The sequence below is a fragment of the Flavobacterium chungangensis genome, assembly GCF_042654045.1.
In the GTDB taxonomy this organism is placed as follows: domain Bacteria; phylum Bacteroidota; class Bacteroidia; order Flavobacteriales; family Flavobacteriaceae; genus Flavobacterium; species Flavobacterium chungangensis.
Window position 1 is genome coordinate 126,587 of record NZ_JBHSFY010000005.1, and the last position, 23,581, is coordinate 150,167.

17 protein-coding genes and 1 tRNA gene are annotated in these 23,581 nt (G+C 35.8%); 12 read left to right on the top strand and 6 right to left on the bottom strand.

All coding sequences use genetic code 11. From position 1 onward, the window contains the following. Positions 1 to 2: 2 nt before the first annotated feature. The 3 genes from hsdR to ACFO3N_RS09670 all read right to left on the bottom strand — a co-directional run bounded on the left by hsdR (position 3) and on the right by ACFO3N_RS09670 (position 3,293). Positions 3 to 2,423: an EcoAI/FtnUII family type I restriction enzme subunit R gene (gene hsdR / locus ACFO3N_RS09660; protein ID WP_379797257.1), complete on the bottom strand. Its 2,421-nt coding sequence runs from the start codon at positions 2,421 to 2,423 to the stop codon at positions 3 to 5. Between the two features lie 423 nt (positions 2,424 to 2,846). Further along, positions 2,847 to 3,011, bottom strand: coding sequence for a hypothetical protein (locus ACFO3N_RS09665; RefSeq protein ID WP_379797259.1), 165 nt, complete (start codon positions 3,009 to 3,011; stop codon positions 2,847 to 2,849). 39 nt (positions 3,012 to 3,050) lie between these two features. Further along, positions 3,051 to 3,293, bottom strand: coding sequence for a helix-turn-helix domain-containing protein (locus tag ACFO3N_RS09670; protein ID WP_379797261.1), 243 nt, complete (start codon positions 3,291 to 3,293; stop codon positions 3,051 to 3,053). A 712-nt stretch (positions 3,294 to 4,005) separates the two neighbouring features. Here ACFO3N_RS09670 and ACFO3N_RS09675 point away from each other — a divergent pair. Genes ACFO3N_RS09675 through ACFO3N_RS09685 form a run of 3 tightly spaced genes read left to right on the top strand, consistent with a single transcriptional unit; the run spans position 4,006 to position 11,035 of the window. Further along, a complete protein-coding gene (locus ACFO3N_RS09675) occupies positions 4,006 to 7,041 on the top strand; it encodes a SusC/RagA family TonB-linked outer membrane protein (protein WP_379797263.1) in 3,036 nt (1,011 codons plus the stop codon). Between the two features lie 15 nt (positions 7,042 to 7,056). After that, positions 7,057 to 8,436, top strand: a complete 1,380-nt coding sequence (locus ACFO3N_RS09680; RefSeq protein ID WP_379797265.1) for a RagB/SusD family nutrient uptake outer membrane protein — start codon at positions 7,057 to 7,059, stop codon at positions 8,434 to 8,436. Positions 8,437 to 8,485: 49 nt separating this feature from the next. Continuing rightward, positions 8,486 to 11,035, top strand: a complete 2,550-nt coding sequence (locus tag ACFO3N_RS09685; protein ID WP_379797267.1) for a S9 family peptidase — start codon at positions 8,486 to 8,488, stop codon at positions 11,033 to 11,035. Positions 11,036 to 11,089: 54 nt separating this feature from the next. Here the strand turns inward: ACFO3N_RS09685 and ACFO3N_RS09690 are convergent, their stop codons facing one another. Beyond that, positions 11,090 to 11,359, bottom strand: a complete 270-nt coding sequence (locus ACFO3N_RS09690; RefSeq protein WP_276174685.1) for a hypothetical protein — start codon at positions 11,357 to 11,359, stop codon at positions 11,090 to 11,092. Positions 11,360 to 11,453: 94 nt separating this feature from the next. Further along, positions 11,454 to 12,974 (bottom strand): MauE/DoxX family redox-associated membrane protein, encoded by a 1,521-nt coding sequence (locus tag ACFO3N_RS09695; protein ID WP_379797270.1) that lies wholly within the window; start codon positions 12,972 to 12,974, stop codon positions 11,454 to 11,456. Between the two features lie 1,285 nt (positions 12,975 to 14,259). Between ACFO3N_RS09695 and mobA the strand changes: the two genes are divergently transcribed. The 4 genes from mobA (at position 14,260) to ACFO3N_RS09715 (ending at position 17,086) form a co-directional block, all read left to right on the top strand. Continuing rightward, entirely contained in the window at positions 14,260 to 14,691 is a 432-nt protein-coding gene (mobA, locus tag ACFO3N_RS09700) for a conjugal transfer protein MobA (protein ID WP_379797272.1), read from the top strand. Next, on the top strand, positions 14,688 to 15,974 hold the full coding sequence (gene mobB, locus ACFO3N_RS09705; RefSeq protein ID WP_379797274.1) for a conjugal transfer protein MobB: 1,287 nt from the start codon (positions 14,688 to 14,690) through the stop codon (positions 15,972 to 15,974). Before mobA ends, mobB begins: the two co-directional genes overlap by 4 nt. Before the next feature lie 361 nt (positions 15,975 to 16,335). After that, positions 16,336 to 16,761, top strand: a complete 426-nt coding sequence (locus ACFO3N_RS09710; protein WP_379797276.1) for a hypothetical protein — start codon at positions 16,336 to 16,338, stop codon at positions 16,759 to 16,761. Positions 16,762 to 16,804: 43 nt separating this feature from the next. After that, positions 16,805 to 17,086, top strand: a complete 282-nt coding sequence (locus ACFO3N_RS09715; RefSeq protein ID WP_379797278.1) for a DNA-binding protein — start codon at positions 16,805 to 16,807, stop codon at positions 17,084 to 17,086. Between the two features lie 172 nt (positions 17,087 to 17,258). Here ACFO3N_RS09715 and ACFO3N_RS09720 read toward each other — a convergent pair. Next, positions 17,259 to 17,346 (bottom strand) — tRNA-Ser (locus ACFO3N_RS09720). Between the two features lie 600 nt (positions 17,347 to 17,946). Between ACFO3N_RS09720 and ACFO3N_RS09725 the strand changes: the two genes are divergently transcribed. The 5 genes from ACFO3N_RS09725 to ACFO3N_RS09745 all read left to right on the top strand — a co-directional run bounded on the left by ACFO3N_RS09725 (position 17,947) and on the right by ACFO3N_RS09745 (position 23,548). Further along, on the top strand, positions 17,947 to 18,861 hold the full coding sequence (locus tag ACFO3N_RS09725; protein ID WP_379797280.1) for a hypothetical protein: 915 nt from the start codon (positions 17,947 to 17,949) through the stop codon (positions 18,859 to 18,861). A 125-nt stretch (positions 18,862 to 18,986) separates the two neighbouring features. Then, a complete protein-coding gene (locus ACFO3N_RS09730; protein ID WP_379797282.1) occupies positions 18,987 to 19,655 on the top strand; it encodes a CBS domain-containing protein in 669 nt (222 codons plus the stop codon). Positions 19,656 to 19,709: 54 nt separating this feature from the next. Beyond that, entirely contained in the window at positions 19,710 to 20,063 is a 354-nt protein-coding gene (locus ACFO3N_RS09735; RefSeq protein ID WP_379797284.1) for a hypothetical protein, read from the top strand. Beyond that, positions 20,060 to 21,244, top strand: coding sequence for a hypothetical protein (locus ACFO3N_RS09740; RefSeq protein WP_379797286.1), 1,185 nt, complete (start codon positions 20,060 to 20,062; stop codon positions 21,242 to 21,244). Before ACFO3N_RS09735 ends, ACFO3N_RS09740 begins: the two co-directional genes overlap by 4 nt. Before the next feature lie 69 nt (positions 21,245 to 21,313). Beyond that, on the top strand, positions 21,314 to 23,548 hold the full coding sequence (locus ACFO3N_RS09745) for a DNA/RNA non-specific endonuclease (protein ID WP_379797288.1): 2,235 nt from the start codon (positions 21,314 to 21,316) through the stop codon (positions 23,546 to 23,548). Positions 23,549 to 23,581 lie beyond the last annotated feature (33 nt).

The following is a 23,581-nucleotide window of genomic DNA, read 5'->3' on the forward strand; positions in this document are numbered from 1 at the left end:
TTTTAAGCTTCTTTATATAATTCTTCTTCAAGTTCTTTAATTGCTAATTCATACTGAGGTTTTCCACCAAAAGCTTTTATTAGCTCTACAGGTGTACCTAGTTCATTTATTGGTTTTAGTTTTAAAACTTCCAAACTTTCAATGGTCAATACTCCATCATCAGCATATTTATCTAATAGATTAGATAAAATTGTTTGTGCCTTTTCCGAATATCTAGTAAAATAATTTCTTTTTTTCACATTATTAGCTCGGTCTTTTCTCGATAAAGCAGGCATATCAAAAGCAACGTGACACACTAAATCAAAAGGGTCAAATTCAAGTCCTACTTCTTCTTTTAGTGCTTCAAAGAAAATTCCTTTTTCTTCTAATTCTTCAATAATTATTTTCTTTTTATCGGCATTGTTCCAAGCTTGTAGAAAACTGTCCAATGTTTTATATTGTTTACCAATATTTTTTTTCGTGTAATCAATTAAACTTTCTGTAATTATTTTACCATCAGGACCTAAATACTGAATTCTTTCATTAATGATTTTTACATCAACCCCTTGAATTATCTTTTTAATGGGCTTAGGTTTTGGCCCTTCACCACCTTCTGGATCAGTAATCTCTGGATAGTCAGGTTCAGGAAAATCTGGGTCATCAATTGGTCCTGTTGTAGGTGGATCAGTTATAACAATTGTATCATCACCTTCAATTTCAATTATAGAGACTGGATTGCCATCAAAGTCAGGGTCAGCAAAATGATTGGTTACATTTCTGAAATCCATAATTGTAAAATAGGTTTTTCCATATTCTTCATTAATTCGCGTACCACGACCGATAATTTGCTTGAATTCAGTTATTGACCCAATATTACTGTCTAATACAATTAACTTGCAAGTTTGCGCATCAACACCAGTGGTCATTAATTTTGATGTTACTGCTATAACTGGGTATTTCTCACTTGGATTTATGAAGTTATCTAATTCGCGTTTTCCTTCTTCATTATCGCCTGTAATTTGCATTACATATTTACTATTTTCCTTCACCAAGTCGGTATTTACATTTGCTAAAGCAGATCGCATACCTTCTGCATGTTCAATATCAACGCAAAAAACAATAGTTTTATCAAACCGATTATTTAGCTTTAAGAACTCTGTAATTTTATTGGCGACTAATTTTCTTCGATTTTCGACAACGATATTTTTGTCAAAGTCTTTTGTGTTGTAAATTCGATCTTCAACAGGGTTACCATCTTTATCAGTGAATCCTTGTGGGGGTCTCCAACCATCTGCATCAATATCTAAAGTTACTTTAACCACTTTATAAGGAGCTAAAAAACCATCATCAATGCCTTGCTTTAATGAGTATGTATAAAGAGGTTCTCCAAAATAATGAATATTAGATATTTCTTTAGTTTCTTTAGGAGTAGCTGTTAAACCAATGTGTGTAGCTGTATTAAAGTATTCTAATATTTCTCGCCACTTACTATCTTCTTTTGCACTACCTCTATGGCACTCATCAACTATAATTAGATCAAAATAGTTACGTGAGAAATCTTTAAATGCATCTGGTATTTCTGGATTGGAATTACTTAGCCCTTGATATAATCCTAAAAAAATATCGAATGCTTTATCTGCATTGTCAATCCCTCTTTTATTGTTTGCGACTAATACATCTTTACCATCAACATTTATTACTTTCTTTTTAATGATAGTCATAGCATCTTTGAAATGGCGGAAATCCCCTCTTAATGTTTGATCAACTAACGCCGTTCTATCTGCTAAAAACAATATTTTACGTTTGCTTTTGCTTTTAAATAAACGATACGCAATTTGAAATGCGGTGTAGGTTTTACCTGTTCCAGTAGCCATGACTAAAAGAATTCTATCTTGACCTTTAGCTACAGCTTCAACTGTTCTATTTATAGCAATTTGTTGATAGTATCTTGGCTTTCTATTACTGTCTGAAAAATAATCCTGTAGAATAATTTTCTCTTCAATTTCGGTTTCTATTTCTTTGAATTTTTTATATTTTTTCCAAAGAAAATCGGCAGTGGGAAAATCTTCTAAAGCTAGATTGATTTCGATATTTCCAGATGTAATTGTTTTGTCATGAAAATAAAAGCCATCTCCATTACTACTGAAGACAAAAGGGATATCCATCAGGTCGGAATATTTCAAAGCTTGTTGTATTCCTGAATTTAAAGAATGATTATTGTCTTTTGCTTCAATTATAGCAACAGGTATTCCAGAAATATAAAGCACATAGTCAGCAAAAAGTTTTTTCCCTCTTGCGGTTAATTTGCCTTTAACCCAAATTCTACCCGCTGTAATTGCATATTCTCTAATAATCTGAGTATGTTCATTCCAACCTGCATTAATTATTGCAGGAGTAATATACTTTTCTTTTATATCGGATTCAGATAGTAATTTTTTGTTCATATTACTTGGTATATGGTTGAATATGCAGTATTCTCACGTAGCTGACAAACTTACGAAAAAGCAAGCTTTTGAGACAATAAGTGCATATAATATTAAGTACATTATTTAGTTTTTTGATTTTAAAATATTCGAATAGAATTTAGACAAACTAATTTTTTACTATTAAAATTTTCTAAATTAATTTTAGAATTCTTCGTTTCTTTTGTTTAAACTGTTTTGTTAGCTTGCTACAATTAAATTATACTTTTGTAAACTAATAAAACCATTATATTTTTTCTTTACAGTTTTCCATAATTGAACAAATAAATAATCGGCAAAATAGTTCTTTTAATGCTGAAAAACCTACCGTATAAACACCTATTTTAAATTTCTTTGAGCATAAAAAAAGATGCCGAAGCATCTTTATAATTTATTTAAAATCAATTATTTTTTTAATTCTTGAGCTATTTTAAATAAAACACAATCTTTTATCTCCTCTTTTGTTATTTTACCTGCACGTATACATTGCCTAATATAATTCCTTATATTTTCATTATTAGTTAAACTATATATCTCAATAGCTAAAGCATTAATCTCTACATCTGTCATATTTTACAATTAAATTAAATATGATAAATATCTTCTTGTTTATTCCTTTTCTAAGTCAAAGTTGAAATCAAATAATTCTTTAGGCTCAATATCTAGACCCTTGGCTATTGAAATTATCGTACCTAAAGATGCGCCATGTTCACCATTTAGGACTCTATATACCTGTTTGAGTTCAATCTTACCTACAGAAGCAACAGTCATAACATCTTTTTTATTTTTATCCATTACCTTTTGTAAATTCTGACCAAACGCTATATAATATTTTTTTCTAATCTCCTTCATAAAGTGAAATTGAGATAATTAGAATAAAAAAAATTGTCAAATTTGACAATTTTGTGATTTTTTACATATATTTGAACTCTAAAAAAAATATTTAAAGAAATTTTAAATAGGATTTTATTAATTTTGCGACTCTTCAATTAAAATATTTGAAGCATTCGCTTTGAATCTCGAACAGAAAACTGGCGTTTTTTAAACCACGAGAGGATAAGTAAGATGCTCACGTCATTGACGTGGGCTCACTTATTGTGGTTGGTGCCGCCAGTACCTCTGTTCGATAAGCTGAGTTCCGCGTCTTTTTTTTGCTCATAACCCAACTTTTCAAAGCAGCTTACTTTTATATTAGAGAATCGCAACCTTTTGTTTAACCTTTAACGGTTTGAATATGGTGTAGATTTTATTTAGTATTTGTAATACCCGGCCTTTGCGGTATTATTCTTGAATTAGTAGAAGTAAGGGTTGGGTTATTATACCTTTAATTTTCTATTACTTCGGCAAGATTTCAGTATTGAAAATTATACAATTTCTTTTAATCTATATATAGTTATTCAATCCATAAAACAATTTATGCCTATGAAATAATAAACTTCAAATCTAAATTGACAGCTCAATTAGAGCTATAATAAAATAAAAAATGGCCCTCTACCACAGCGACTAAACTAGTATAGAGGACCATAGTCAATCAAACCAACGTTTAACTAACCAATCCAATATTATGAATAATTTTTCATTTTACAAGGATAGGAAAGCTCTTTATTGCCTAATTTTTATTTGGCTGTCTACATCTTTCTTATCCTCTTTTGCTGCAAACTCAAAACGGCATTTCTATAATATATTGCAACAACATAAGATAGAGGGCACTGTAACTGATGGAAGTTCTCCTTTGCCGGGTGTTACAATTACGGTAAAAAACAAATCCAATAATACTGTAATATCTGATTACAGCGGACAGTTTTCCATTTCTGCTGCTCCTTATGATACTTTAGTTGTTTCATTCATAGGATTTAAAACGGCTTTAGTTCCACTTGCGGAAAGGAAAAAAGTAGACATTTCGCTCCAATATGATTCTACAACTCTTCAGGAAGTTCGTGTCAATACAGGCTATTATTCCGTTAAAGAAAAAGAACGCACAGGGAGCATTGCCAAAATTAAAGCGGCGGATATTGAAAAACAGCCTGTCAACAATCCATTAGCGGCAATGCAGGGACGTATGGCAGGGGTAAACATCACTCAAAATACGGGAGTGCCGGGCGGTGGCTTTAATATTCAGATCCGCGGTCTTAGCAGTATTCGCGGAGACGGCAATGATCCATTGTATATTGTTAACGGAGTTCCATATTCATCACAGTCGTTAGGAGATCCGACTGTTTCTGCATCTGCTATCTCAGGCCTTACAAATCCCTTGAACAATTTAAATGTATCAGACATAGAAAGTATTGAGGTCTTGAAAGATGCCGATGCGACGGCAATTTACGGTTCCCGCGGGGCAAACGGCGTGGTACTGATAACAACAAAAAAAGGCAGGTCAGGAGAAACACGTTTTAATTTAAATGCATTTACGACTATCGGCAAAGTGGCAAGAAAAATGGATTTAATGCAGACCAGCCAGTATTTGTCGATGCGCGCAGAAGCTTTTGCTAATGATGGCATCACTAAATATCCTGAAGGAGCTTACGATATTAACGGAACTTGGGATCAAAACCGCAATACGGACTGGCAGAAGGAATTAATCGGAGGCACATCTTACATTCAAAATATTCAAGCATCCATTTCAGGCGGCAATAAAAATACGCAATTCTTGTTAAGCGGAACTTATCACAAAGAAACAACTGTATTTCCTGGTGATTTTCATTATGGAAAGGGCTCTATAAACAGCAGTATTTCTCACCAGTCCGATGATAAACGTTTCAGCCTTAATTTTTCTGCCGCTTATTCAGGGGATAAAAATACACTGCCGGGCAGGGATCTAACCTCACGTGCTTATACTCTTGCTCCAAACGCACCGGAGCTTTATAACAGTGACGGCAGTCTTAACTGGGAAAACGGCACATTCATCAATCCTTTGTCATTTCTTAATGGCACATACCTTACCACAAGCCAGAACCTTATTGCAAATGCAATAGTGTCTTATAATCTGTTTCCGGGCCTTGAGGCTAAAGCCAGCATCGGATATAACGATAATAGGTTATCGCAAAACGTCACCAGTCCGCTGAGTATTTACAGCCCATATGATACAAGTGAACATGAATCAACTCTATTTGTGTCTACAGGCACTGGAAGATCTTATATTTTCGAACCGCAGTTAAGCTATCAAAAAGAATTGGGAGACATAGATCTCAACTTCTTAGTGGGTACAACATTCCAAAGCCAAAAAACGACAAAACTGGCACAATCTGCCTTTGGATTTGCAAGTGATGCCCTTATTAATAGTTTAGCTGCAGCCAATACGGTAACTGTTCTGAATCATGAGGTAACGCAGTACAATTACAATGCATTATTTGGCAGACTTAACATCAACTGGCACAAAAAATACATCGTGAACCTTACGGGCCGCCGTGATGGTTCAAGCCGTTTTGGTTCCGATAATCGTTTCGCTAATTTTGGCGCTGTTGGCGCAGCCTGGCTGTTCTCTAATGAAGACATTATCAAACAGCACAATTCCATACTCAGTTTTGGCAAGCTGCGCGGGAGTTATGGCATTACAGGCAATGACCAGATTGGAGATTACCAGTATTTGGATACCTATAAAGTTTCTCCTTATCTGTATGACGGGATGGTAGGACTTTTACCGTCGCGTCTTTACAATCCTGATTTTGGCTGGGAGACAAACAAAAAACTTGAAGTCGCATTGGAACTAGGATTCTTAAAGGATAATATTTTCCTTTCTGCTGCTTGGTTCCGCAACCGCTCATCCAATCAATTGGTCGGGGTTCCGCTTCCCGGAACAACAGGGTTTTCTTCCATCCAGTCAAATTTTGACGCAACTGTGGAAAATACCGGTGTGGAACTGGAACTTCGCACGAACAATTTGAAAGGCAGGGATTTCTCATGGACAAGTACAGTAAACCTTACTGTACCAAAAAATAAACTCGTTTCTTTTCCAGGGCTTCAAAGTTCTACGTATGCTAACCAGCTTGTAGTAGGTGAATCACTTTTTATCAAGAAAGTTTTTAATTATACAGGAATTGATCCTCAAACTGGAGCCTACACTTTTCAGGATTTTAACGGTGACGGCCAGATAACCTATCAAGATGACCGCCAGACAATTGTCGATACTTCTCCAAAATACTATGGAGGGCTGAATAATCAGCTGGCATATAAAAATTGGTCTCTCGATTTTTTATTCCAGTTTGTAAAGCAGACAGGCAGGAATTATCTGTATACTTCAGCCTTACCCGGCTCATTTGTAAATCAGCCTGCTGCTATGGCAAACCATTTCCCGCAGGACGGAACCACTGCAGTATCGCAGCAGTACACTACCGGGCAGAATGGCACATTACTCGAAGGACATTACAATCTAATTGACAGCAATGCAGCATACAGTGATGCATCTTTTGTGAGACTAAAGAGTCTGACTCTCGTTTATGCAATACCATCAGCATGGTCAAAAACCTTTACAGGAAAGGTATACCTTCAGGGGCAAAATTTATTAACCATCACTGATTTTCGCGGAGCTGATCCTGAAAACCAGTCTGCTTCAGCGCTTCCACCATTGCGACAGTTTACAATGGGCATTCAGCTTGGCTTTTAATTTAATCACTATCACATGAAAACAAGATCTTATACCATAAGAATAATCATTGGAGCTGCATTTATCAGTCTTACAGCCTGCGAAGGTTTTACCGAAGTAGATACTCCGCAGTCACAGCTGACGACCCCTGCTGTATTTGAAAATGTTAAAACCGCTGATGCGGCTATGGCTGACATTTATGCCCGTCTTCGTGAGGAAGGAATGATCGCGGGCACGCTGAACGGCTTGTCGAGCCTGTTATCAAACTACTCTGATGAGATGCAGTATACAGGGGCAAGTATCGAAATTATGCAGTTCAATAACCATACAATTACGCCTTCGAACAGTTTAATAACAGGATTATGGAACAGCACCTACAGTGAAATCTATGCTGTGAACCTGATGCTTGAAGGGCTGCAGAATTCAAAGTCATTAACAGAAAATGAGAAGACGCGGTTATCAGGGGAAGCATTGTTTATCCGCGGGTATCTTCATTTTTATCTGGTCAACCTTTTTGGTGATGTTCCCTACATTAAAACTACGGATTACAGTGCGAATAAGGCAGTATCAAAAACACCCCAGGAACAAGTGTGGCTCAATATTATAGATGACGTAATTGAAGCTGAAAAATTATTAACTGTTGAATATCCTTCCCAAGAAAGAGTCAGAGTGAACAAAGCAGCTGCCTCCGCTTTTCTAGCAAGAATATACCTTTATCGTGAAGACTGGGTAAATGCAGCGACCAAGGCGGCAGCTGTAATTAATAATCCAAAGTACATATGGGTTGATGATCTTTCAAAGGAATTTCTTCGCCAGTCCACTGCGACAATCTGGGCACTTCATCCCGGAACAGCCGGGCTTAACACTAAAGATGCACGTACCTTTATCTTTTCAAGCGGTCCGCCTTCCAAGCCGTCACTGTCTGCTTCATTTACAGCGGGTTTTGAATCGGGTGATCTACGCCGCATTCAGTGGGTCCGCACCGTTTCAAATACAAGTGGCTCTTGGTATTCATCATACAAATACAAACAGCCTTTAGGAACGGCCTCTTCACAGGAATACACTATTTTGTTCCGATTAGCCGAACAATTCCTGATTCGCGCAGAAGCGAATGCTCATTTGTCACGTATATCTGAGGCCAAATCTGACTTAAACAAAGTTCGCCGTCGCGCGGGTCTTGCAGATACAGCCGCTGATACAGAAACAGAACTATTGGAAGCAATTGCAGAGGAACGGCGCTTTGAACTTTTTACAGAACAGGGACACCGCTGGTTCGATCTGAAACGTACTGGAAAAGCAGCCACTGTACTGGGGTCAATAAAAACGGGATGGGAAGATACTCAGATAATGCTGCCTCTTCCGCAGTCAGAACTGCTGTTAAATCAGAATCTTCTCCCGCAAAATCCAGGCTACTAAAGTGCGGGCGTTTTTCTTCAAAATCGCATATTGGTTACCGCTGTTATTTATGGCGGTAACATTGTATGCACAAAAGCGGGATATAAAGACTGCAGACTATGCAAAGTGGAGCTCATTGCAGTCAGAGACAATATCTCCGGACGGCAGGTGGTTTTCTTATAATCTGCATTATGATTACGGCTTAGATACATTATTTGTTCAGAATATAAAATCTTCCAAGCGGCTGTCATTTCCTAAATGCTCTGATATGCATTTCAGCAGTGATGGGAGGTGGCTCACATTTTCCGATCCGGAAAAAGGATTAGCTTTGAATGACCTAACAACTGGTAATACAGAGTATTTCAAGAACGCAATTCGCCACGAATTCAATAGTGAAGAAAATTTCCTGGCTGTATTATGTAAAAATGATTCATCAGATTATTTGATGATAATTGCGTTGTCCAACTGTAAAAAATATATATTCAATGATATTGCAGAATTCAATATCAGAAAATCCGGCACGTTAGCTGTAAGCACCGGTTATGAAGTGCGACTTTTAAATCCAAAACTTGGATTTATCCAAAAAACTATTGCACAGAATGAAGATGCAGGATTTAAAAAACTATTCTGGAGCAAGAGCGGTGAATTTCTTTCTTTTCTTCAGGAGATTAAGAAGCCAGAGGAAACAGCTAAAAATTACAGGATATTCTATCATGATACATCATCAGGGACAAATGCTGTTCTTGACAGCAGGACAACTGAGATTTTAACGAGGGAAAATATAACCCTGCACGGAGCAAGTTCTGCGCTGAGGTTTTCAGAAGACGGGAAAAGCGTATTTTTCAATTATATCAACCCTGAGCAGGAGCCAAAAACGACAGCTTATGAAATTTGGGATTCCGCTACAGTACTGGAATATACCCAGAATAAAATGTTTGGAGATCCAAATCGACTGCCAAAAACGGCTGTATGGACGCCGTCAACTGGCGAAATTCTAAAAATCGGAACAGTCGAAAATCCAAAAACAATTCTTACCGCCGATCGAAAACATGCATTGTGTTACAATCTATTGAAATATGAACCGCAGTACGAGTATTACGCTCCATCTGATATGTATGTGAAAGATAATGAAACGGGTACTAGCAATCTGATTTTAGAGAAGCAGTCAACAGCAGTGGGAATGCTTGGAGGTTCTCCCAAAGGAAATTTTATACATTATTTCCGTGATGGAAACTGGCATGCTTACAATATTGCTGAAAGACGGCGCTTCAATCTAACAGCAGATATTCCAGTCTCTATGATTGACAGCATTCAAAACGATGCGGGTCCGTCTGCGCCATACGGCAGCCCAGGCTGGTCCTCCGATGAGAAATATTTCATAGTGTATGACCAATATGATATCTGGATGATTGATATTAGGTCAAGACAAGCTAGAAGGATTACCGATGGAAGAAAGCATAAGATTACCTACAGAATTTGTCTGGATCTATATCCCGTTGTCAAAAAGCCTAGCCAGGATGAATTTCTGATCAGAAAATTTGATCTTTATGCGGGTTTGGTTTTGCAGGCTCGTGGCAGAGATGGATCCAGCGGTTATTATAAATGGAATAACGACGGCAGTTTAGAAAAACTGGTGTTTGGACGTTCGGGAAACAGCAGGATTCAAAAAGCAAAAAATGCAGAACAGTACATCTACATCCAGCAGTCAGCTTCCAATGCTCCAAAATTAAAGGCTGTTTCAGGAAAACGGAAAAGTAAACTGCTCTTCCAATCCAATCCTCATGCCTCTAAATTCAAATGGGGAACGGCTGAGATGATCTCTTACGATGATCAAAACGGCAATAATCTTCAGGGGATTCTATACAAACCTGCAGGGTATATAAAGGGAAAGAAATATCCGATGGTTGTTCATGTATATGAAAGGCAGTCACAGGAAATTAATAATTACTATATACCGACAGAATATGGTCCGATGGGTTTCATACCATCTGTCTATTTTCTGGATGGCTATCTGGTGCTGTTGCCGGATATACATTATAAATTGGGAGAGCCCGGAAGGTCAGCCCTTAACTGCGTGCTCAGGGTAGTGGACATTGTAAAACAGAAGGGAATTGTCGAGGAAAATCATATAGGAATTATCGGGCATTCCTTTGGAGGTTATGAGACTTCGTTTATAATTACCCAGACCGATGCTTTTGCCGCAGCCGTCTGCGGTTCGGGACTTATGAACACAATAAGCAGTTATTTTGTGCATTCAGCAGGCATACCGCGTTCCAATGCATGGCGGTTTGAATCGCAGCAGGGACGCATGCCGTTTTCACCTTTTGAGAATTGGAAAGCTTATGAACGAGACGCACCGTTTCCAAATGCAGCGAATTGCAGAGCACCGCTTCTGAGCTGGGCCGGAAAAAAAGACCCGACTATTTTTTGGACACAGTCTGCCGAATTTCATATGGCACTTCGAAGACTTGGAAAAAAGAATATTTTTATTCTTTATGAAAATGAGGCGCATATTATTGCTACACCTGAACTTCAAAAAGACCTGACAATAAAAACCAAGAACTGGTTTGACTATTATTTGAAAGAACAAAAGAAGGCGCTTACAAACGGCATCCCTTAAATCATTAATTAGCAAAGCAGGAGACTAAGAATCTCCTGCTTTTTTTAAATTAGATTAATTGATTTTTCTGTATAATTCGACGTTACATTCAGTCGGACTGCTCATATTGAACAACTGCTGTCCTCCAGAACTAACTCTACAAACATTAGGATTTTGTATGGTGCTACATTCTACTGTAGTAACATCACAATCCTCTAAAGGGTTATGCCCATAGACATCTATCAGCTTTCCCTTTTCAGGGACAGATGAAAATGCAAAGGCCGCAAATACAGCAAATGCTATTGCTGATATTGAAAGCGCCGGTCTTAAAACTTTAGTATTCATAATATTAAAATTTAATGTTAACGGTCTACTCTTTTTCAGGTTTTCGACCTTCCCCTGGACTGTACAGTGTATTTTAAAAGCATAAATGCTGATCTTATCTTGATGGGTAAAAGGGCTTGTAATAGTTGGTTTTTAATTTTTCAACTGTGAGATGTCTTCCATTGAGTGAAACAATTCTGTCGTTTAAGACCACAAATTCATCCATTGTCCGTCCTTCTATATTGTATACATAAAAACTAAAAGCGTAGGTGTTTTCTTTTAGATTATAAACGTCTATTATCGAAGCCTGTTTCCACATAATTTCAGGTTCGTATTTTCCAATAAGAGCTGCATTGACAAAAAGATAACTGCCGAAAGATGCAGTGAGTTTATTCACAAGTTTAGGCTGTTTGGCCAGAGTCTTAATGTTTTTTGATTTAATGCTGGCAACCGAAACCTGTGCATGGGAGGTTGTGTCAATGGTATGCCCGGAAGCATGGCTGCCAAGCTTAGAATCAATTATCAGGAATTCATTTCGATAGGAATACGTATAAATTATCTTATCCAGCTGGGAATTGTAAAGCAGTGATCCGTCAGTGTCAAATACGCCGTCAACCTGTTTCTGCAGCAGGCTTCCATTCAGCTTTAATGCTGTACTGCCGCTAAAAGTAAAGAGCCCAAGTGTGTTGTTTTTTGTTTTGGAATCTATGGCCCTGATAACTGCTTTGTTATTGTCAATCGGTTTTAGAATAGAAAAATATGCATTCTCCTTCATTTTAAGCTCTGCTTTCCAAGAGACAGTATCTCCAATAAAAATGCAGGGCACATTCCCGTCGCTAAAATAAAAATAGGGAGGCTTTACAGCAAGACGCGGTACGGTATAAGAAAAATTAAACTTTGGCAGATCGATACGAATTTTCTTTCTTTCAACAAGACTCGTATCAAAAATAGTAACGGCCAGAGGTTCAGTCCGATTGCCTAAGTAAATCTGTCCTTTATCATAACCGGCAATATAATATGCTGCATGTGGAAGCTGGATTGTTTTTTTGCCGGCAGTAGGGTGTTTGGGAAATCTGCGTACAAAATTATTGCGGTGGTGGATTATGTCTTCTGAAGCTATAAACAGTAAAGTGACAATGCCGATGCTGAGTAACATCGTCACAGTAAAGGCACTGGCCAGTGCAGCAGGTTTTGAAATAGGATGCACTTTTGGCATCATACCGGCCAGTATCAGAATACCTGCTGCGGCCAGGATCATGAAAAGCAAATTAAAAATGAAATGCTCCTGCCATCCCATTTTTTCTAAAATTCCTCCACAGGAACATGGAACAAATGGACTGTAATTTAAAATAATGAAAATGTATGCCGTAAAAACGGTCATTAAGCTGAATGCAGCCCACAGCGCCAAGAAACGTGTGGAAGAAAACAGCAGTAATCCAGCAATCAGCAGTTCTATAATTGGCACAGCCCATGATACAATTCCTGCAAAGGAACCAACAAGCGGCGACTGTCCTAATTGCACCTGAAAATTTTCAAAGTCGAGCAGTTTACTTATTGCCGCATACACAAATAGCAGAACATATAGAAAACAAACTGCTTCTATAAAAATATACTTATGATGCGGGCTAAATTTCATGGCGATGTAATTAAAAATTTACAATGTAAAATTCTGTAAATTAATTGATTAAACTGTTGTCGATTTTGGAATACAACTTGTCAATAATGGAGTAAATTCATATTACAGTCGACAATCTATAAAATCTTCCCTTTAATGATCCTCATTTTATCAGTTTTAATAGGTCTAGAATGATATGAATTAATTATGAAAAACAATCCAAAAAATTATCAAAAGCGATCAGTTTTACACTTTTCTCAAATCAAAACTTAAATAAAAGGCTGGCAGATTGCTGACTAACTGCCGGAAAAAAAAGTGTCTGTTTATAATTTTAGAAGTCCATAAATTGCTTTATTCAATATCAGATATTGAGAATCTGAAAGTATGTCCAGATTTTATAACTATTTTGAACATTAAACTTATAAAAAAAGAAATCCGGAAGATGAAAACTATGTTGATAACTGATAAACCCCGACTTCGGAGGTGTTTTCCAGCCCCGCAGGGCAAGTCGTTTTGAGATGCTGAATTCATTTTAAGCATCTCAAAACACAACTTGCTATTTTCTCTCGAAAATATTATTGCAATAGTTTTAGTTGAAAGGACTTCATGCCCTTTTTAATATTATGGCTTTAAGTAATTTATTTGAGTTGTAAAAGTAATACAGTATGCAATACTTGACGAGTACAAGTAAGATTTTAAATAAAGCGGACTGAGATATGGCTGTAATTAACTTATATGTGATTACCCGCCTATGAAGGCAGACAAGTCCTCAGGTATTCTTTCATTCAAGTATTCAAGTGTGCAGGTATCCATGTAATCATGCAATCATGTATTCCAGTGTGCATGTATGCATGTATGCGGGGGGCATTCCTGCCTGCACGCAGTCAGGCAGTCACGCCTGCAAGCCAGCACACAGGTAAGCAGATGCTCAGGCAGTCCGGCATTTCCAATAAGAAAAAGATATTTTTCCAAAAGAAACAGAAAAGGAAAAAAGAAAAAGAAAGTAATTTAAAAGGACGGGATGCAGCCAGACCAAAAGGAAACGGAATAAGCCCCGAAGGGTGTTTTGTGAGGGACGAGCAAAACATTATGCCGTAGTCTTTTGGCCAGGCTGATCCAGCACGTCCTACCTTGTTTTTCTTTTTTACCGTTCCTTTGGTTAAAATATAAAGGTACATGTAAAAAACTATCAGTTATTTGTTTAGGGACATTTAAGGCCAAATGCTTCCAGAGATTTACAAATCTAAGCAGCGCTGCTGATAATAGGATATATTGTTTCTTTAAGTAATTATAAGAGCCAATACTTATGGAAAACAAAAACACAGCCAATCCACGCAAAGGAGGCAGGCATCCTAAAGCAGATCCTGCCGTCCATCGCTATTCGATCAGTCTTACAGCTGAGGAAAATGCAAGGTTTCTGACTCTTTTTGAAGCATCAGGTATGAATGTAATGGCGCATTTCATTACAGCGTGTATTTTTCAAAAAGGAATCAAGACAGTTAAGATCGATAAAGCAGCAATGGATTATTACATACTTCTGACTGCCTTATTCGGGCAGTTTCGTGCTGCTGGGGTTAATTACAACCAGGTTGTAAAGATTATGCACCGCAATTTTTCCGAAAAGAGAGCTCCCGCGTATCTCTACAAATTGGTAAATCAAACAATGGAATTTGCCGTTTTAGCTCAAAAGATAATTCAGCTTACGACAGAATTTGAAGAAAAATATCTGAAAAAATGATAGCAAAAATAGCAAGAGGCATTAGTCTGTACGGAGCAATAGCTTATAATTACAACAAACTTGAAAAAGGGAACGCACAGGTTTTATTTACCCAAAAGATAATCCAATCTCCTGACGGCAGTTACACAGCAGGACAGCTTTCCCGTTCTTTTGAGCTGCACTTAATGGCTAATCGTAAAACGGAGAAACCTGTGCTTCATATTTCCCTGAATCCTGATCCGAAAGACAATGTAAGTGATACTGATTTTAAGAATATGGCACAAGTCTATATGAGGCAGATGGGCTACGGAGATCAGCCCATTGTCGTATTCAAGCATAATGATACTGGCCGTGCCCATATACATATCGTATCAGTCTGCGTTGACGAGCTTGGCAGGAAAATATCAGATAAATTTGAAAAGAGGCGTTCGATGGAAGTCTGCAGGACGCTGGAAAAACAGTACAGCCTTGTATCAGCTGCAGATAAAAAGCAAGAAACGCACAACCCAGCATTCAAACCCGTTGACTATAAGGCAGGCGATATAAAAAGCCAGATGGCTTCGATACTGCGTCATCTGCCTAAATACTACCAGTTCCAAACTTTTGGGGCATATAATGCCTTGCTTTCCCTTTTTAATATTACTGCCCAGGAAGTCAAAGGCGAGTATAACGGAATTCCAAAACAGGGAATGGTATATTTTGCATTAAACAAGCAGGGAGAAAAAGCAGGCAGTCCCTTTAAGGCTTCGCTGTTTGGAAAAAATGCAGGATTAGCACAGCTGCAATCCCAATGTGACCAGAACAGAATAAAACTAAAAGATAGTACCGTTAAGGAATCACTTAAAGAGAGGATAGAATCAGTAATGCGGACAGCATCAAACGAATCCGAATTTAGTAGAAAACTAATACAGGAAGGGATCAATATTGTTGTAAGGCGAAATGCTGCAGGACGTATTTACGGCATCTCTTTTATCGACCATAAATCCCGCATTGTTTGGAACGGATCAGAGCTGGCTAAAAACCTCTCGGCCAATTCATTTAACGACTGGTGGAATAATAATAAGAAACCTGAAAATCCAGTACATAAAAGCAGTGTTTCCGAAAAAGATGTTGTTATGAAACCAGAGACTGGCCAATCGCCTGACATGTTTGGCTTTTTAAGAAATGAAAATATGCCTTATGTTTATGAACAAAACAGTTTTGACGTATTGGGCGGTTTATTGCCGCAGTCGCAGGCAGAGGATTACGAGGAACAGGCATTTGAAAAAAGGATGAAAAGAAAGGTTAAACGCAGAAGATTGTAACATGAATTTGAGTTTTCTGCTCACCAAAGAATAAGCTGTATTCAAAGAAAAGTCTGGTAAAATTTCCTATGATCCAGTATTTTAATATATCTATAATCTCTGTTCATTTTTTATTTCAATAGATAGTCTGCCTTCAGGTATTAACTTAAAACAAATTTGTATAAACGTAATGCCATTGAGAGACAAAGAAAGTAAACAGCTACTATTGTCTATATGGCTTCAAAATGCATTTATATATTTGTTTCTTAAATGTATACGAAAGCTGAATAGGTAGAAATATCTTGTGCATACAACGAATAGTAAAATATAAGGAGTCGGTAGATATTTTTATTTATATAATGATGACTAAATTTTAGAGGCAATGAAAAGTGGTAAGCTGATAAAGGACTTAAATGCTATATTAAAATTTGATGAAAGGCTCCGGTTAGTAGAAAATCTAATTAGTGTAAGTGATCAGGAAAACAAAATTCAGTCCATTTTTTCAAATGAAAAATGTAAGTCCTGTTATAACAAAATTGACTTTGCCCAGCTGTTCTATATTTTGATGGATGAAGGTTTGCTGTTTTTTGATGGTGCAGACGAAAAAAGCAATAGAAGCAAGTTCCAGTTTTTTCTCGAAAATAATTTTACATATGCCGGCGATGGGGGACGGCAGTCGAAAATCAAGTCAATCAGCAGGCAGTTTTCCGAATGTAAGGGCTACACATATAAAGAAAAGCAGATTGCATTTTTAGAAGATCTTATAAGAATAATGCAGGATAGGAAAAGAAGAATTGAGAGCTGGTAAGACCTGGCATAAATAGTTTAGTGTAAAATTTAAATTTTTAGCGATGACAAAAAAAGAAAGAAAGCTCTCTTTTGTTATGAGAGTGGAACAATTAATAGAACCTGTACTTTTAAGACTGGAAACAATTGATTCAAAAATCAGCAGAGAGAAAGTCTTGAGGCCTGAATACTACAGAAATGAGGATTTAAAAAAGATATTTGGGCTGTCCAATAACACCATTATAAAATACAGGCAGACTGGAATTCTGCCATATACTAAGCTGGGAGATATTTTTTTATATGACAGCGGCAAAATCGATAGAATACTTAAAAACAACCAATCATAATCTGCCAGTTTTTAGTTACCCAATGTAGAAAAAAACGGCTCAAAATATATTAGGTAACTAAAAAAGTAACCATTTTTTCAATCAGGGTTCAATACCATTCTAAATGAAAAAGCCTTTAAACACTGATGTTTAAAGGCTTTTAATTTTTTAAAGTCACTTTTCGAACTTCATTTGGCGGAGGAAGAGGGATTCGAACCCCCGGACCTGTTACAGTCAACAGTTTTCAAGACTGCCGCATTCGACCGCTCTGCCATTCCTCCAGTAAGACGCAATCATTTTCTCATTGCGGGTGCAAAGATAGGATGTTTTTTCGATTGTGAAAATTTTTTTGATACTATTTAAGAAATAATCTCACCTTAAGTTTTGAGAGATTTGAAGGCCAATATGAAAACGCAAGAAGAGGAATAATTGTCCATATACCTAAAACAACAACTATTAAGTAGAAAATATCTTCTCTTTATTAATAAGTAATAAGATTTTTTGTACCAGTTATAAATACCTGTTTTTTCAATAATATATTATGATAATTAGATGAAAAGAAGATGTAAATTAAGAATTAGTTTTGGAAAAAAAATTGTGAGCAAATCGAAAATTATAAATTGTTTATTATAAAATTTTTTAAGTCATTAAGGTTTTAAATCAGGTATAAATACTTGATTTTCATATTTTTAATATAATTATATTTGATCTGTCTATCTTTAAAGACATTAATAGATGTATGATGATGAAGATCTAAAAGAACATTATATACACGACAAAATAGTATACGCCACAAATTCAGATATTGGAGCGCAGATGTAAATTTTTCATGCATGCTAAAATTCAATTTTTAAATTTTTCAAATAAATCTAAAAGTTATTATGAGCAACAAAAAAAATGGCGGTATCGATTTTGAATCTCTTGACAAAACTACCCTAGACAGAGAAAAAGTAATTCTTGAAATCAAAAATCTTACAGATGCAGGACAGTCTCCAATAGAAATATTTATGAAACGGAGAATTATTCCTGTTTTTCTTCCTTTCCTAACGTTGCTTATTACTGTAATATTCTTTTATATAAACTGGAAAGGTACAGAGAAATCGAAGGCTCTAGATCGATATAAAAGTGAAGTCGATATGGTAAAAATGGTATGGGCAGATATGAATGGTCCAGATACCACTAAAAAATACAAGAGATCAAAAGAATTTCTGATCGGGATGTTCAATGCTAATTCAGGGTATTATGAGGATGATAGTATTTATTTGGGTATTGGAAAAAAACAACGACCTATAATGATACTAACAAATATGAATTCAGATATTCAAAAAGCTTTTGCAAAAATCGATGAAAATAATGATTTGGTCAAAGCTCTTGATAAAGTTCCAGTCACGTCAAAATCTAATATTGAGTCTGCGCAAACAACTAATGATGGTAAAGCTGTTATTCTAAGCAGATCACCAGAAATAATCGAAGCTACAAATAAGGTCGCAGGAAATTCATTAAAAGTTTATATACAATATACTGGGGCGGTAGGAAAGAATCGTACCCAATTTTTAGCCAATCAATTAAAACCTTATTATATAGTGCCTCCTTTAGACTTTGTTGGTAATAAAGAAGGTGAAAATGAAATACGATATTATTCTACTACTGATATTGAAGTTGCGGAGCTTATGGCTAAAAGAATTAAAGATATCACAGGATTAATATTTAGCTTAATAAAAATTAATAATACAACTGTACATAATACGATTGAAGTTTGGTACCGCGGTACTAAAAACATACCTACAAATGAATGATATGTTGAAAATTAAAATTTCATTGCTGGAGATATTTTTTTAAAAGCTCCCAAATAATTTTAATTCTAAAAAAAGCAATTTTCTCAAACAGAAATTTTATAGAGTAAGTTAATAAAACAAAAAAAATGGAAGAAAATAAAACAAATTCTCGCATTGCTATAATGATACTTTGGGTCTCTTTTTTTATTATAATATTAATGATAAGCTTTTGGATTTATTGTTCAAATGATCCTGAAAAACTCTTTGTCATTATACTACCTGTCATCAGTACATGGGTAGGAACAATTTTGGCCTTCTATTTTGGCAAAGTTAATTTTGACGCGGCGACTAAAAGTTTCAATCAGGTTATAGATAGACTGACTCCCGACATTTTGGATGATATTCTCGTAAAACAAGTTATGATAGACAAGTTTACAATGGTTTCGATTGAAACGACAAATTCTTTAATTACGAAGTTTGACCTTAAAGCTATTATTGATTTTCTGGATAATATTAAAAAAAGCAGATTGCCAATTTTAGAAGGTGAAAAAGTAAAATGCATCATTCATAAAAGTACACTTACTAGTGAAATGCTTAAAACAACCAAAGCAAAAACGCTTGACGAATTTATTACAGCGAACTCTGTCGTAAAAGAATTTGCTAGCATAAATGAAGACAAAAAAATTGAAGATGCCAGAAAAGTAATGAACGAGAAAAATTACAAAGATTTGTTTGTTGTTGATGACAATAATCTATTGACAGGCTGGCTGACGGATACGCAGATTATTAGATACATGAATAATCAGAAAACATAATAAATCTTTAGGAATTGAAAAAAGGAGTAAATAGTAAATACAAAATTTAAAATTATGGCAGTATATAATTATAAAAAAGAGGAAAGTTATCAGCTAAAGTCAGCTAATAGTAAGATTTATGTTTCTGTTATTTCAGGAAATGGCCAAGGTGGAAGCTATTTTATTCTAAAAGATTTAGAGTTTGTAGGTGCCAATGAAAAGGTTTTGGTCGGTACGGCGAAACAGCTGGAGGAGAAATCAATTCAAGCACTTGTCACTATACAAGATAAGCTGATTCAGACCAATTGGACAGCAGTAATGGTAATTATTTCAGAAGGAGAAGCAAATACTTTTTATAATTACGCAGAAGAATTACCAGCCGACAAAGACATGGCGTGTTATTATATTAACATAAAAATAATCAGATGAGAAATCTTTGTAAGAAAAAATTACCTATCATTTTGTTAGTATTTTCGGCTACTGTTTTTAGTCAGGATTTGCGAATACCTAATACACCAGCTTTCAGTATACTTGGATTTGAGCCCACTTCGGTAATGAAACCTACTTCGTCAAAAAAACTTTCTGCTGATTTATTGAGTTCATTTGATGAAAATGGCAAATTAATAATGAATGTAGGAATGGAAGTCACTCCATATTGGCTTAAAAATAGACCCAATCTCACTAGAGAAGAATACCTAAATCCAGGAACATTGCAAACTATATTGCAAACATTTACTTTATCAGCTGCTACAGTTCGCGATACGATTACAAACAAAGACAATTTAGGTGTAGGATATAGATTTGAAATTTTCAAAGGAGCATTAAATAAAGAGATGGAAACCTTAGAGAAAGACATGAAAGATTTAGAATCAATAAATAATGTAATTGTACTAACCCAAACGCAATCGCCTTCAGATACTAATGATGCAATAACAAAACTGAAAAATAATCTTACGATCGCAAAGGTTAAAGACTCAAAAAGTACAGAAGTAATCAATACCGCAAATGATCTACTTCAATATCCTAAATTGGCCAATGATGTAACAAAATTGTTGCAGACCTTACAAGATAAATATTCAGAAGAAGCTGTCGCTCAAACCAATAAAATCAGGGAAGTGGAAAACAAACGAACAGGATTTAGTCTGGAAACTGCTGGAGCGATGAAGTTTGTTACCTCAAATAATTCTGGTAATCCCCTTCAAAAAGCAGGGTTTTGGATAAATGCCAATTATTATGTTACCGAAAAAGATGCCTGGACGATAACAACAAGGTTAATGACAAATACGTCTGACAGCACTTCGGTAAATACAGATCTTGGATTAAGCTACATCCGGCAAGAAAAAGATTTCAATGTTTCAGTTGAGGCAATGATACGATGGTATCGCTCTGAGATTCCAGATGTGAATATGGCAAATCTACCTATTACACGATTAGAAAAAGATTTTACTTATAGGATAGCAGCCCAATGTTCGTATACAATTGCCAAAGATACAAGTATTAATTTGAGTATAGGTAAAGATTTCGACACTGCTTTTATTACTAGTAACAGTCTTTTTTCAATTTTAGGAGTCAATTATTCAATATTTAATAAGCGGTTTATCCCTAATTAAAACTTTTTTGAATTACACACGACGTGTTAAAATGTATCATATAAGTATAGCTATTTTAAAATCTCTTTTATGTTAGAAGTTTCTAAAGAACAATTACAGAAAGAAACCAATCAAGATGTTGCTGATACGGTTGTCTTGCCACCACCAGACGAAGGTTTTGAGACTATTAGTTCTGATGAAGCAGGTGTTGATTTAAGTCCTGAAATCGATACCTCTGTATACCATAAAATCATAGTTAAGACTTTAGACCAATTAATCCCCGATATTACTGAAGAGGAAAATCAAAAAAGGAAAGAGAACAGGAAGAATATGATTGCTTCCAAAACGGCTGAACCTGTTGATTTTGCTTACGAAAGAGCTATAGGAAATAATGATTCTTTGTATAGTAATTTTATTGAATTGATTGCGCTTACTAAAAGAAAAGTAGCAAGGATAGTGATTAAGGAAAATGGTAAAAGAACTGGTTTTGCCACGGGTTTTATGGTCTCTAAAAACTTAATGCTTACCAATTGGCACGTTTTTCAGACTAAGGGAATGGCAACTGAAAGCGAGGCACATTTTTTTTATGAATATGATAATTTAGGGCATCCTATTGATCCGGTTATTTTTAAAATGGATGCTTCAAAATTCTATAACGACAAAGAACTCGATTATTGCTTTGTAGGAATAGCGCCCATGGATGTAAATAATCAATATTCACTCGAGGATATTAGTTATTTGTATCTGGATAAGCTTGCAGGTAAAATTGGAGAAGTAGGAGTTGAAAAACTAAATATTATTCATCATCCTTTAGGAGATTACAAACAGTTGTCTATCAGAGAAAATAAATTTGTTGGTATAGATGATATCAAAATTTATTATGAAACAGATACGGCTCAAGGAAGTAGCGGAAGTCCAGTATTTAATGACCAATGGCAAGTGGTAGGTCTTCATCATAAAAGTATAGCAAAGATGACTGAAGATGGTGAGCATTATCTTGATAAAGATGGAAAAATAATACCTGAATACGATGGTAAAATTGACATCACTAAAGTAGTTTGGCTTAAAAATGAAGGAATCAGAATCAGTACGATTTTAAAGCACGTTAGGGATAAAAATCCAAATGATCCAATAATTACAGCTATTGAGCAATTACCCAGAAAGGAAATTTTAACATTCTCAGTAGATGGTAAACCAACAAATGATGCACCAATAAAAAATATAGAAAAAGAAAGTGCTATGGAAACAAATAATAGCAAGAATATAACAATAAGCGTCCCTGTTGATGCTCTGAGTAGCGAAAATAGCATAGACATTAGTTTGTCAACAAAAAAAATATCCAATATTGTAGCCGCGGAATCAAAACCAGAAAAAGGTCCTAATAATGAACTGCTTCTGGAAGTTGCCAAAACAAACAAAGAAGACGGGATTGATTTTAGTGCCTGTATTGGCTATCTACCTAACTTTTTAGGAAAAAATGTTCCAATGCCTATACCAAAATCCGGCAGTGATACTGAAAAAGAAACGGCTTTACTCAAAGATAGATCAATGATTCTCAAATATTTTAATTACAGTCTGATTTTTAATGCTGTTAAAAGAATGCCTTTAATCAGTGCAGTAAATGTGTCGGGTGACCCATGCCTGCGTGTCGACAATAGTGAACGTAGCGATGACTGGCTTCGTGATGCGAGAATTGATAAAACGTGTCAGTTGGATGATAAGTTTTATGCCCATTCGAATTTTGACAAAGGACATATGAGCCGTTATCAGGATGCTAAATGGAATATTCCTGTTTCAAAAGATAATGAGTTGCGCAATGGCGTTTATACTTGTTTTTATTCCAACTCATGTCCACAGGTTCCGGGACTGAATCGTGCAGGTGGTATTTGGGGAAAACTTGAAAAAGCAGTTTTGGAAAAAGGGGTTAAAAAACAAACTGACGAGGGGGAAAACAAAATGACGGTTTTTAACGGACCGATTTTTGATAAAAAAACAGACAAAATTTTCAGAAGTGTAAGAACGCCTATGGATTTTTTTAAAATAATTGTGTGGCTTGATGACGAAGGAAATTTAAAAGCTACAGCCTTCAGATTATCTCAGAAACTACTGGTGAGTAATATTGATTTTGATGAAAGTTTGCGAGAGGATTTAGAAGCACTTGATATTGACCAAGTGGTAGCATTTAAAAATTACCAATGCACTATCAAGAGTATAAGTGATGCGACAGAAATTGATTTTCAGGGATTGCAACAATATGATACGTTTAAATCAAATAACGACGAAGATAATTTTATTATCGATGATGACGAATCAATAATGCTATAGATTTTGTTCTGTTTATTTAAGTTTTATAATTTT